The organism is Streptomyces sp. NPDC005281 (genome assembly GCF_040607495.1).
In the GTDB taxonomy this organism is placed as follows: domain Bacteria; phylum Actinomycetota; class Actinomycetes; order Streptomycetales; family Streptomycetaceae; genus Streptomyces.
Genome location: NZ_JBEXGX010000054.1, coordinates 17,057 through 29,362 on the forward strand (window position 1 = coordinate 17,057; position 12,306 = coordinate 29,362).

Below are 12,306 nucleotides of genomic sequence, written 5' to 3' on the forward strand. Positions count from 1 at the left end.
CGCAGCCACGTTCATCGTGGCGCCGAACACTGCTCGTCCCTCGTCTCCTCGTCCTCGGCGTCCGATGAGTCGCCGTTCTCAAGGGACAGCCATACACGGGCCCGGGCCCGCGAAGACGCTTTCGAAGCGTCCTCTCACGGACTTTGTCTGATCATTTCCTCCATTCCAGGGCGTGACCAAGGCAACGGCCGTGAAGGTAAGTCTGCCGCCCGTTACCTTGCCGGATGTGCCGTTCAGCAACCATGGATTGTGCGCCTGGCTGCTGAACGGCACAGGGCTGTCAGCCTTCAATGGACGGGCGTCGGGTCTGCCGATGTAGACACGACTCTCTCCTCATGGGCAGTCACGTTTGTTCGCGACGATCCCGCAGGTCCTGTCCTCGCCGACGCAGCTCGCCTGGGGCACTGAGCTCGTGAAGGAGCAGTCGCTCTGTCAGCGCAGCGCGCGTTTCCGGGCTGAGTGCGGCCACGACGGCGACCAAACGCTCAGCCGTATCCTGGTCCACGCCATCTCCGTGCTCATTGCCGCCTTGTCGGCTGTGGTGGTCCAGCAAGGCTGCAGTCTGCTCATCTAGCACGGCGTGAGCCTCCGCTGGGTGCACGTTGCCAGGTTTGGCTGCGTCAGCAGCCCGGCGCAGAGGATCGGCTGCTTCTCCTGGAAGCAGCTTCGCGTACGCGGGCAGATCGGCCTCGTCGGCGATGAGCAGCAGGTGCTTAGCGATCAGGGCCGCCTCTGGGAACGGGGTGCGCACCGCAAGCTGGGCCAGGGTAGTTGGAGCAAGCCCAAGGACGCAGCCTGCGTGGAGCAGGACTTCGCGGACTCGTTGGGCGCGTGGGTCGTTGGGCAACAGGGCCGCTGTGCGATCCAAGAATCGGGCGAAAAACTGTTCAGCTCTGGTGGTGTCGGCCTGCTCACCGCCGCGGTAGTAGCGCGCCAAGTACCCCTGCCACCAGTTGAGATGTACCAAGTACAGCTCGGCGATGACGGTCTCGTAGGAGTCTTGGGTGATCAGGTCTTCGTCGGCGAGGACCTTAAGCGCGGGCACGAGGTCGCGGTAGACGAGTCGCATCCATGTGTGCGGGGAGCGTTGGATGCCCCAGCACTCCGTGTGTGCGTGGTCGCTGAGGACTTCGGCGAGACTCACTTCGCCGGCAGCGAACTCGGTGCGGATGCCGGAGGCGGTGGCGGTGAAGCGGTAGAAGTGGTCGGAGGCCGTGGGCGGCTTGGGCGTAGGGAGTGCGTGGTCGATCAGGTCTTCCAGCTCTGCGTAGCAGTGGTGTAGTTCATCGAGAGAGGGTGCAAGACGAGGGTGCAGCGGGTTCACAAACCTCGTCTTGATCTTGGCGATCTCCTCCGAAATTGCCTGGTAGAAGAAGATTTTGTCGAATCGGTAGCTGAACGACAATCCGATGTAGGGGAAGACGGTGCAACTGCGGCACTCCGAGCGGTGGCCGACTTCTTCGTCCCTTACTCGCAAAAACTCCTCGCTCTGTACCAACTCGCTTAGTGGCCGGTCCCATTCCACCGAGTTGTCGAAGGCGTGATAGCAAGGAAGCACCAAACGCCCGTCGGGCCCAACGGTCAAGATGCGCTTATTTGCAAAGCAGTCAGTGGGAGCGCTGGGGTCAAGGTTTTCCATGTACTTGCGGAAGTGCAGATTAATCAGCGCGAACGGTTGGTACAGGAGCCGCATCAACTCGGCTGCGATCGTTCCGCCGGTGGGCTCCGACTCCCCCAGTCGCCCGGCGCGACGGGCAGCGTCATTGAGCGGCTTTCCGTTCTGTTCGATCAGCTTGAGCTTGCGGGCCGTCCGGTTCTTGTCACGTACGGTGTCCTGTTCATCGAAGTACTCGAACATCCCAGAAAAGTAGACGGTGATCCGGTTTTCCTGGGCGAAGCGCAGCAGGTCCGCCATCTCGTCAACGTTCTCTCGAGTGACCACACAGATCAGTTTGAGATTGTCTGACCCGGCAGCCACAACGCGCTGGATGACGTCCAGAGCCCGGTCCAAGGTGGGCACCCCGCGGATTTTTTGGTAGCGATCGGGCTTGAGCGTGTCCAGCGAGACGTTCATGGTGTCGACGTACGGGACGATCGCTTCAATGTGCTTTGCGAACCTGATGCCGTTGCTGGTGATCTCCACCGTCATGCCCAGGGACTTGGCGTATTGGACTATGCCATCTATGTGAGGGTGCAGTACGGGCTCGCCGCCTGTGAAGTCGACGTAGCGGACGCCTAGTTCATAGAGCTCGTCCAGAATCTGACGCCCTCGTTCCAGCGTAAGTTCCTCGTAGCCCTTGAACTTGTCGTCCTGCCAGACGTTGCAGTAACCGCAGAGTGAGTTGCAGCGGAAGGTGATGTAGAAGCGGGCAGACTGCAGAAGTCCTGGGGTAGGAGCGGGAGCGGTGCTTGTGGTCACGGTGTATTTCTCCATTCCAAATGAGGAGCGTAGGCGGGCATCTGGATGTCTTGTGGCGGGCGGCTGCGGCGTCGGCTCATGAGCCGGGGCGTGCAGCCAGTCGTACATCGCACTGCTGCTCGCGACTCGGGGCGAGTCTGCTGGCATTGCCGGCAGGGTCCTGGCGGGCACGGGAATTTTTACGAGTTGGCTGGTATCCATGGGCTGGACAACGCTCGTCGGCTGGCGTGCGAGTGCCTGTTTTAACTGTGTTGGGTGGCGCAGGCCCTATCAGTGGGGTCCATGAATTCGCCTATCGCAGGGTGGTCTCCGTCATCTTGCCGGCGAGGAGTTCAGCCAGGGTAAGGACCACAAGCTGGGTGTTCGCCGCAGGGACAGTGGGCAGGATGGAGGCGTCGGCGACCAGCAGATTGTCCACACCTCGCACCCTGCCCTCGCCGTCCACGACGGCTGAGGGATCTTTGGAGCGTCCCATGGCGCAGGTACCTACTGGGTGCCAGTAGGTACCGAGTCGGGCACGCATTTCTGTGCCGGAGAGTTCGGATGACGGGTGGCCCTTGATCGGGGCAGCCAGTCGTTTGAACGCGGTGGTAGCGGCGAGCCGTTCGATGACCGCCAGGCCTGAGCGGAGCACGGCCTCGTCGCGGCCGTCGGGGTCGGTGAGAAACGCCGGATCGATGTCCAGGGGTTCGGTGGGATCAGCCGAACGGAGCCTGACTTGGCCACGTGATGCGGGCTTCATCAAAAGGGCGGAGATACCTGCCTCATATTGGCCGGGCGGCAGCGAACCAAACAGTGGGTTACCCGCGGAGGGCACGATGTGGAGGTCCCAGGAGTCCGGGGGGCAGGCCTCGCTGGCTGCCCTGATCAGCATTCGGTTGACGTACAGTTCGCCAGCCTCCTCCTTGACGGCCAATGCTGCGTTCAGCTCGGCTGTCGGCGTCATCGGCACGAAGACGCTGGGCTGATCGGTGAGGTTCGCACCCACACCGGGCAGATCGATCTCGGGCCTGATTCTCATCTCCTCCAGATGGCTGGCGGGTCCGAGGCCGCTGCGCAGAAGCAGTGCGGGCGATCCGAAGGCGCCGCAGGCAACCAGGTACGTATCCGCGACCAACGTCTCGGGTTTCCCCTTCACGACGACCTCGACGCCGCGGACCCGCCCATTGCGGACCCTCAGCCGGTCCACTCGCGTCTCACCTTGGATCGTCAGATTGGGCCGATCGCGGGCCAACTCGAGATAGGCGAAGGCCGCATTCCAGCGGAGCCCGTCGAGAGCATTGATCAGGGGGGTACCACACCCGGGCCCGCCGGAGGTACCCATGTCCACGGTCGCGTAACCGAGTTCGCGTGCCCCGTCTAAGGCGGCCCGAGCCCAGGCTGAAAGCTCTTGATCCGGAACGGTCCGCAGCCGCATCTGCTCGACTGCTCGCCGTCGGTAGGGCTCCATAGCAGCAGCTGACCAGTGAGAGCCACCTGCCCGTTCCCAATCCTCGTGATCGGGTATCGCTCCCCATGTGTGCCAGCAACCGTTGATGCAGGAGGAGCCACCCAGTACTCGGGCGCGGATACGGTGGATGTCGGTGCGGCGTTCCCAGACGTCGTTGCGAGACAGGGCGTGGGCGTCCAGCAGCTGGCGCGGCCACGCGCGCCGGTCGGGGCCATAGTCCGGGCCGGCCTCCACCAGACAGACCGTCCGGCCTTCGTCCTCGCTGAGCCGAGAGGCCAGCACACAGCCGGCGACTCCGCCGCCAACAATCACAACGTCGTAGCCGGATGTGAGGGCGTCTTTGGACCTCTGTGTTTGGGTTCTCGTAGATGTCATGCGAGATCCCCGACCGTTTCGCTGCCGCGCGCCGCAGTGATCTCACCCATGGGGAAGGCTGCCAGGTTCCATGCCACGCCAGCCTTGCCCTGGACCAGCAGATCGGACTCGGTACTCATGTGAGGCTGGTAGTTCCTCTCGGCTGTGGCAGGTGAATGGAGACTGCGGGCCAAACCTGGGCAAATAGGGCAGGGTCAGCCTGGCGGGTCGGTGGGAATCGTGCGCAGGTCGCGATATACCTCGGCGACCGCGCGGGGGCCGGGGTGCGTGGAGATGTCCTCCAGGGCAAGTGCCTGTCCGTCCGGGCCGGCGACCGGCAGGCACCAGTTGGGATATTCGTCGGACGTGCCGGGCAGGTTCTGTGGGCGGCGGTCTCCGACCGTATCCGGCAGCCACACGCCAATCAGTTTCGCGGGAGTCTGGGAGAGAAAGCTGTGCAGGGCCAGGGCCTCCCGGCCTGGGACACGGTCCGCGTCCTGCTCGGAGCGCTGATCCGGGTCGCTCTCAAGGAGATGTGTCCTCTTCAACTCGTCCAGCCAGCTGTCACGTTCAGCCGCGGCCCCCGCACGCTCCTCAGCTATCGGTTGGGTAAGCAGCCCAAGGCGCTCGCGTAGCGAGACGTGCTCACCGTCCAGCCAGGTAGCCGTGCTGGGCAGGTCGTGCGTGGTGAGGGTGGCCAGACAGTCTGCACGCCACTGCTCGGCAGGCAATGGTCCAGAGCGCTCTTCCGAGCCGCCGGCGTACTCAAACCGCAGCACCGAAGTGCCCAGAATGCCTCGCTCGGCCATTTCTTCGCGCACTCCGGGCTCGACGGTGCCCAGGTCCTCGCCGATCACCATAGATCCGGCCCGATGCGCTTCCAGCATAAGCACCCCCAAGAGCGCGTCGTGGTCGTAGCGGACGTACGTGCCTTCGCTCGCCGCTGCGCCCTCAGGAATCCACCAGAGCCGGAACAAGCCCATGATGTGGTCAACGCGAAGGGCGTCCGAACGGCGCAAGGTGGCACCCAGCACCTCAGCGAAGGGCGCATATCCGGCTTCAGCAAGCGTGTCGGGTCGCCAGGGCGGAAGGCCCCAGTCCTGGCCGCTGCGGTTGAAGTCGTCAGGCGGACAACCGACAGTCATGCCCTCGGCCAGGTAGCGCTGGAAGTACCAGGCGTCCACCCCCTGCGGGTCGACGCCAACGGCGAGGTCGTGCATCAGCCCGATGGCCATGCCCGCGGCAGTCGCGGCGTGCTGGGCTTCGGCAAGTTGCTCGTCCACGAGCCAGGCGAGCCTGCTGTGGAACTCGACACGGTCTGCGAGTGCAGTCCGGGCGGCGTCGATTCCCGAGCCTTGGGGGTTGCGTACGCCTGAGGGCCAAGAACGCCAATGTGGGCCGTGTTTCTCCGCAAGCGCGGACCACAGGGCGAAGTCCGCGAGCCTGGACCCTTCGCTTTCAACGTAGCCCCGGTAGGCCTCCTGCCGGGCGGGGCTCAGCGTGACGCGGTGTACTAGTTCCAGGGCACGCAATTTCAGCTCACGAACGGCCTGCCGGTCGATCAGTCCGCCAGCAAGAACGTCCTGGTTAAGCTTGCCTGCCAGGGTGGTCAGCTGACTGATGTGCTCCCGGTTACCGGGTGGCAGGGCAGCATATTCAGGGAGAGCATCGACTCTCAGGTTCATCGGATCGACGTGACGTCGGCTGCTGGGGCGATACGGAGATGGGTCAGTCTGCGGCCCAGGAACATAGGCGTACAGCGGGTTGAGCAGAACGAAGTCTGCGCCCAGACCGCCGGCCCATGCCACCATGTCGCTCAGGTCTCCGAGGTCGCCAAGGCCCCAGGAGCGTCGGGAGAGCACCGAGTACAACTGCGCTAGGAACCCCCAGTGTTGTCGTTCGGGGGTCGTCAGTCGCTCTGGGGCAATCAGCAACGGTACGGCTTCGGCACGGGCACCGCGGACGGCGTGCAGGGTGTGTCGGCCTACAGGAAATCTAGTCAGTTCATGACCGAGGGGGCTGATCTGCTGTTGGTGTCCGTCTTCCGATGTCACCCACATCTCGGTTCCGGACTGCACAGACAGACCCACTGGAGGCCGTCCCTCGCGCAGCACGACACTGGGCGGCAGCAGGCGCGCAGCAAGTGCCTGCGTGCGCTCGGCCAGGGCGCTACGTATGTTGCCGGAGGTGCTCGCGTCGACGCCGAGCGCGGCGAGTACGGCCCGCAGAGTGTCCAGGCAGGGTTCGACGCGAAGGCCCAGGTCGGTGGTGTAGTGCGTGGCAACGCCGTGGAGTTGGGCAAGGCGGGTCAGATCACGGGCGGCGCGGGTTCCTCGGGTCGTTCGAGTGCCACGAGTGAGGGACATGGGTACGGCTCGCTCTCGGGGTGGTCCGTCAGAGGCGGGGCGGATCGGGGGTGTGCCGGGGCGGGTGGGAAGAGTCGGTCCAGGACCGCCGCGACGCCGTCTTCCTCATTGGTTGGGGCGATCTCGTCGGCGTGACGTCGCAGTTCGGCGTGGGCGTTGCCCATGGCCACGCCGTGTGCCGCCCATGCGAGCATTGGAATGTCATTAGGCATGTCGCCGAAGGCGATTGTGTCGGCTGAGGTGAAACCCAGCCTGCGGGCCGCTGCGGCCAGGCCGCTGGCCTTGTTGACCCCGGCGGGGAGCAGTTCGATCATGCCTTCCCCCGAGTGGGTGACCGAGATTCGGTCGGCGCAGACGCGCTGTGCCAGCGCGGCGAGCCGGTCGTCGTCCAGGCATCGGCTGCGGATCAAAACCTTCTCGATGGGGCTGGTCCATAGGTCTGCGTGGTGCTCGACTAGGCGCCACCCGTTGCGCACGCGGTCCGCGAAGCCGTGGGTGACCAGGAATTCGCCGTGCAGTCCTGCCGTGACCACGGCCAGTTCCAAGGGTCCGGTCAACTCGACGATGTAATCGAGCAGCTCGCGCACGGTGGGCTGGTCCAAAGTCGCGGAGGACAGCAGTTGGTCCCGTCCGACGTCGTAGAGTTGGGCGCCCTGACCGCAAACGGCGAGGCCCTCATAGCCCAGGGGCTCCAGCAGTCTGCGGCAGCCAGCGGCCGGGCGGCCGGTGACTATCAAGTGGCGGGCTCCAAGTGCCGAGACCCTCGTGAGGGCTGCGCGCGTACGAGGGGAGACACTGAGGTCGCCGCGGAGCAGTGTTCCGTCCAGGTCGGTGGCGACGACTCCGAAGCGCGGCGTGTGGTCGTGTAGCGGTGCAGTCATCGCCCGCTCTCCTCATACAGGGTCACCAGGGTGTAGGCGGCGAGAGTGGCGGCATCGGTGATCTGGCCAGCACGCAGCATCTCGCGCCACTCTCGTGGGTTAGCCCGGCGCAGGCGCATATCCGCTTCGGTGGCCTCGCGCTGGGGTTCGCCCTCGGTCAATTCCTCGGCAAGGAAGACATGGCAGCCCTGGCTGGTGAAGCCATAGGCGACGTGCACGCGGCCGAGGTAGGTCATGCGGTCGGCCCGCAGTCCGGTCTCCTCGCGCAGTTCCGCTCGGGCCAATTCGAGCGGGGCTCCGGCTTCGCGTCCCTGTGGCCAGGAGCCCTGGGGAAACTCCCAGTAACGGCCGCGTACCGGGTAGCGGTACTGCTCGACTAGGTGCATGCTGCCATCTGCCTGCCGGGGAATGACCAGGGCGTAGTCCGGCTTGTCGACAACCCCGTAGATGCCGGTGGTGCCGTTCGTGTGGCTGATGTCGTCCTCGCGGACTGTCATCCAGGGGTTGCGGTAGACCTCGCGGGTATGGACGGTATGGATCATGGTGCGACCTTCAGCAGGTCGCGGATTCCCTCGGCGACGCCTCGCACCTGCAGTGTGTGCTGGCGGCAAAAACCGTCCAGCAGTGTGCTGGTCAGACAGGTGTACGTGGGACGGCTGGCGTACCGCCCGAGTGCCTTGGGTGTCCGAATGATCCGGGAGCGAGGGGCACCCAGGCCGTCGGCGATTGCCTCGGCCCACTCGGCTCGGGTTACACGGTCGGGGCCTCCAAGGTGGAGCAGCTCCGGCGTGCCGGGGGTCAAGGCAGCGGCGCTCACGGCGGCAACGTCATCGACCAGGACGGGGGTAGTCCACTGGTCGTGCGGTGCCTCTACCACTCCCCCACGCTGCAGGCGGTGGGCACAGGCAGCAAAAAAGTTGAGCCACTTGGCGGAGTCCGCGGGCTCCCAGCCATAGACGAGGCTGACCCTCAGCACCGTGGCGTCGGTGGATTCCCGAACGATCTGCTCGGCGGCCAGCTTCGCTTGGCCGTATGCGTTGGCGGGCGCTGTGGTAGCGGTTTCGTCGTTGGCTGGGGAGTTGCCGTCGAAGACGTTGTCGGTGGAGATCAGCACAGTACGGCGGCCTCTCGCGGCTGCGGTGAGGTTGATCGCCGCCGCGGTGTGCGCTTCGGCTGCACGCTTCGGGTTGCTCTGGCACCAGCTCACGTCGGAAGGGCCATGTACGAAAACCAATCGGTCGGGCTGGATCTCGTCGATGACGCGTTCACATGCGACCGCATCGGTCGCGTCCAGGCGCACCCAGGGTCCAGCTTGCGAGTTGGGCCGGCAACGGGAGGCGAGCACAGCAGCCTCGCCTTTCGCGGCAAGGTGGGCGGCGAGGGCCCGGCCAACGAAGCCGCTGCCTACGACCAGAGTGGTCGAGCCCTGCGAGGGCGTAGCGGTGTTCTTGTCGGCGCTCATACGGCCATCACAGCGCTCTGCTTAGCCTGGCGTGTGACGAGCAAGCGCCCGGCACCGATGAGCCCATGGTTGTCGTCCGTTGCGCCAAGTTCTACCATCCTGCGGATCTCCGCCGGATCGAGACCAAAGCAACCTTGGCGCTCTAACTCCTGGGTGAGTAGTTGGACATAGCGGGAGCCGAGTGCCAAGGCGAAGCCGCCCATCAGGATGTAGCGGCGCACGCCGATCGAGGTGAACACTGAGGCAATGGCGGAGGCAAGATGGGTCAAACCACTGCGCAACACGGCCGTCGCAAAAGCGTCGCCGTCCAGCACTGCGGCTACCAGGGCCGGGTTGTCGAGCCGCTCCGGATCGGGGGCAGTCCGGGCGAGTGTCGAATGGGCGTAGCCGTTCGGGTCGGTGCGTGCGGCACGCCGTGTTGCGGCCAGCACACCCCGGCCGGAGGCGATCCCTCCCAGGTGGCCGTGGCCGCCACAGTCACACTTGGGCGCATGCGGCGAGGTGTCGCATGTCCAGTGGCCGAGTTCGCCGCCGTGGCCCTCAGCGTCCAACAGCACCTCTCCAGCACGATAGATCTTGCTGCCAATCCCGGAGCTCACAGTGATAAGGCAAAACGGCTGCTCGTCCGGGCCTTTGACATAGCGCCATAGGGCGGCTGTGAGGTCGTTGACGACCACGACCGGGATGCCGAGGCGTTCCTCCAGCAGCAGGCGAAGAGGCAGGGGTGCGCAGCGCTCGCCCCAGACGGTGGGTGCGGTCACTACATGCCCGTCGGCGGTGACCGGTCCGGCGAAAGCGATGGCGAGCGCTCCACTGCCGTGCCGTTCGACGCTCTCGGCTGCAAGGGAGGCCAACTGCTCGGCGACTTTGGACTGCAAGACGGGCGCAGGCTCGCCGGGGTGGCGAGCTATGCCTTCGGTGGGAACGCGGCGGACATCGGAGAGTGTTCCGGTTACCACCCCGTAGCGGGCGATCCGCAAGGTGGTGCCGCCCAGGTCTACGACGGTGAAGACGCGTTCAAGCACAGGCTCCTCCGGTCGGGCCGGTCGTGCTGAGTCCTACAGAGAGATGGGGCGTGGCCATGTATTCCACGGTGCCGTCCTCCAGCACGATGGCTGAATCGAGGTCGGCGCCGGCGGGGACGCTCGCACCCGGGAGCAGCACTGTGCGACGCACGCGTGCCCCTGTTCCGATCTGTACGCCGGGGAAGGCCACGCTGTGCTCGATCCGTCCGTGGTTCACCAGGTCGTCGGGCACCAGACTGCGACTGATGTCGAGGTCGGCGGAGACGAATCTGCGCGGGACTTGTGGTCGTATCGTGCGGGGGATCCGCTCGTGGGCCAGCGTCGCCCCATCCTCCAGCAATGCCATGTGAGCCCGGTGGTAACGGTCAACCGTGCCGATGTCCTCCCAGTGACCAACAACCTCATGCCCCAGGATCCGCTCGCCGCCTTTGAGCATGGCGGGTATGACGTCCCGGCTGATGTCGTGTTGCCAGTCAGTGCCCTCAAGTTCCTCCAGGTAGTGATGCAGACGATCTGCATCGAAAACGCAGAAGGCGGCGAAGACCAGGTCACTGGTGGGCTCAGCAGGCTTCTCCACGAATGCCGTGAGGTGACCTGTCCCATCGAACTCGACCATGCCGAAGAGGTGGACGTACCTGCGCTCGATTCGCTGGTAGGCGAGGGTCAATGCCGCGCCGGATTGGCGATGGGCTTCGATCATGGGCCCGTAGTCGTACCGGTAGACATGGTCCGCGTGCAGCACCAGCACGTCGGAGATGCTTGGGCCGAAGAGGTACGGAGCCTTACGGATCAGCGCATCGGCCGTTCCCCGCTCTGGCGTGCGTGGCAACTCCTGGGGAAGGTAGTTGGCGCCCTCGCGGTAAGCCTGGTCGAACGGACCGAAGTGCACACGGAAGCCCGGACGCCACCACGTTCGGTACAAGTCGTCCATCAGCTGTCGCTCCTCGTACTGGGAGAGGAGCAGCACCTCGCGCAGGTTGGAGGCTTCAGCATTGGCCAGCGAGAAGTCGATCAGTCGGCAGTAGCTGCCAAAGGGCACTAGCGGCTTGAGTTGGCCCTGGCAGAGCCTGCCCATTCTGCGGCCCTCACCACCCGCCAGCAGTACGGCGCGTACTCCGTCAGTCATGACTCACCACATCCCAGGTGGAGCGGCCGGAGGTCAGTGTGAGGAGCAGGTACAAGTCTTGGCCGTTGTCTGAGACTTGGCCTGTGAACTCACCCGGCCTGAGCTGCTCCAGGCAGCGTACGGTCGTACCTCTGCGTCCAGCTGCAGGCGGGGCAAGACCGACAACCTCGACACGTTCGGCGTGCGGCAGTCGGTACGTGATCTGTCCGTCGGCGACGGTGTGACGGTTATCGAGGCGTGCGCGTAAATCCCGGGCAGTATCAGCGGTCTGTTCACAGCGGGCGAAGTCGGCGCGTGCCCAGGCTGCGTCGAAGAGTGTGCGGGCTGCAGACGCATCCAGGGGACGGCATCGCTGGTAGGTTCTGGCGTCGCCAAACCGGGCTGCAGCCTCGGCGATCTCGTCTCGATGGGACTTATAAGCGTCGTCGGGTAGCAGGTCGAACCAGCCGTGCCGAAGGAGCAGTTCGACGCTGCGCTGGGGTCGCCGTCCTTCCCAGAGCGGGGTGAAGGAGTCAAGGTGGAGCCGGGCGGCGCGCTCCCAGGTGAATTGATGTGCGGTGGCGACTGCGTTGGTTTGCAGCCGGCGGTACTCGTCGTTGCGTTCGTGCAGGAGGGCAGCAGCCTGGTGGATACGGCGGGCAAGGGCATCGACCAGGAGTGAGTCGTCTTCGGCGAAGGAGCGGTTCACCGCGAAGCCGGTGGCCTGGGCAGCGTCAGGGCCGTGTACTGGGTCGGCGTTGTGTCTGAAGTGGGCCATGCCTTGTTGGGCCGTGGCAATGGGTACTGCGCCGACTGCCATTGCCTCGCCTTGAGCGATCAGGAACGTGTCCATCTCGAACTTGGACGGGAAGAGACAGTAGTCCGAGGAAGCGGCGTACTCGACTATGCGTGACTCGTCGACACGCTGACACTCGAGATAGATGCGGTCGTTGTGCCGCTCAACAACGGCGCGGATGTACGGGTCTTCGATGCCAACGTCGCTCAGACAGCGCAGGACGAAGTTTGCCGCCAGGCCTTCGTCGAGTACCCGTTCGATGGCGCGGAAGAGTTCGAGTTGGCCCTTGTGATTGACGGCGTAGCGTGCGTTGTGGAAGAAGGTGGGCAGCGATGGCTCGAGACCGAGTTCCTTAAGAAGTCATCTCATTTGGTGAGTCTGCGATAGCAGATGAGGGTGCAGGCGATGCTGGCGAAGGCGAGGAAATGAATGGCTTGTCGTTCGTAGC

At 64.8% G+C, this 12,306-nt stretch carries 11 protein-coding genes; 1 reads left to right on the plus strand and 10 read right to left on the minus strand.

The window, feature by feature from the left end; translation table 11 throughout:
* Positions 1-343 precede the first annotated feature (343 nt).
* The 10 genes from ABZV42_RS39680 to ABZV42_RS39725 all read right to left on the minus strand — a co-directional run bounded on the left by ABZV42_RS39680 (position 344) and on the right by ABZV42_RS39725 (position 12,119).
* Entirely contained in the window at positions 344-2,419 is a 2,076-nt protein-coding gene (locus ABZV42_RS39680) for a radical SAM protein (RefSeq protein ID WP_356057011.1), read from the minus strand.
* A gap of 292 nt (positions 2,420-2,711) precedes the next feature.
* Positions 2,712-4,244 (minus strand): GMC family oxidoreductase, encoded by a 1,533-nt coding sequence (locus ABZV42_RS39685; protein ID WP_356057013.1) that lies wholly within the window; start codon positions 4,242-4,244, stop codon positions 2,712-2,714.
* Positions 4,241-4,363: a hypothetical protein gene (locus tag ABZV42_RS39690; RefSeq protein ID WP_356057015.1), complete on the minus strand. Its 123-nt coding sequence runs from the start codon at positions 4,361-4,363 to the stop codon at positions 4,241-4,243. The genes ABZV42_RS39685 and ABZV42_RS39690 overlap by 4 nt, the downstream gene beginning before the upstream one ends.
* Before the next feature lie 75 nt (positions 4,364-4,438).
* Positions 4,439-6,589, minus strand: coding sequence for a 4-alpha-glucanotransferase (gene malQ, locus ABZV42_RS39695; RefSeq protein ID WP_356057017.1), 2,151 nt, complete (start codon positions 6,587-6,589; stop codon positions 4,439-4,441).
* Complete coding sequence (locus tag ABZV42_RS39700; protein WP_356057019.1) at positions 6,532-7,470, minus strand: HAD family hydrolase; 939 nt, start codon at positions 7,468-7,470, stop codon at positions 6,532-6,534. The genes malQ and ABZV42_RS39700 overlap by 58 nt, the downstream gene beginning before the upstream one ends.
* On the minus strand, positions 7,467-8,012 hold the full coding sequence (locus tag ABZV42_RS39705; protein WP_356057021.1) for an NUDIX hydrolase: 546 nt from the start codon (positions 8,010-8,012) through the stop codon (positions 7,467-7,469). The genes ABZV42_RS39700 and ABZV42_RS39705 overlap by 4 nt, the downstream gene beginning before the upstream one ends.
* Entirely contained in the window at positions 8,009-8,932 is a 924-nt protein-coding gene (locus ABZV42_RS39710) for a sugar nucleotide-binding protein (protein ID WP_356057024.1), read from the minus strand. The genes ABZV42_RS39705 and ABZV42_RS39710 overlap by 4 nt, the downstream gene beginning before the upstream one ends.
* The gene (locus tag ABZV42_RS39715; RefSeq protein ID WP_356057026.1) at positions 8,929-9,957 is read right to left on the minus strand and encodes an ROK family protein; all 1,029 of its coding nucleotides are present in this window, start codon (positions 9,955-9,957) and stop codon (positions 8,929-8,931) included. Before ABZV42_RS39715 ends, ABZV42_RS39710 begins: the two co-directional genes overlap by 4 nt.
* On the minus strand, positions 9,950-11,083 hold the full coding sequence (locus ABZV42_RS39720; protein ID WP_356057028.1) for a sugar phosphate nucleotidyltransferase: 1,134 nt from the start codon (positions 11,081-11,083) through the stop codon (positions 9,950-9,952). Before ABZV42_RS39720 ends, ABZV42_RS39715 begins: the two co-directional genes overlap by 8 nt.
* Positions 11,076-12,119 carry a hypothetical protein gene (locus ABZV42_RS39725; RefSeq protein ID WP_356057033.1) on the minus strand — a complete coding sequence of 348 codons (1,044 nt, stop codon included), beginning with the start codon at positions 12,117-12,119 and terminating at the stop codon, positions 11,076-11,078. Before ABZV42_RS39725 ends, ABZV42_RS39720 begins: the two co-directional genes overlap by 8 nt.
* Here ABZV42_RS39725 and ABZV42_RS39730 point away from each other — a divergent pair.
* Positions 12,015-12,245 carry a hypothetical protein gene (locus ABZV42_RS39730; RefSeq protein WP_356057031.1) on the plus strand — a complete coding sequence of 77 codons (231 nt, stop codon included), beginning with the start codon at positions 12,015-12,017 and terminating at the stop codon, positions 12,243-12,245. The genes ABZV42_RS39725 and ABZV42_RS39730 overlap by 105 nt on opposite strands.
* Positions 12,246-12,306 lie beyond the last annotated feature (61 nt).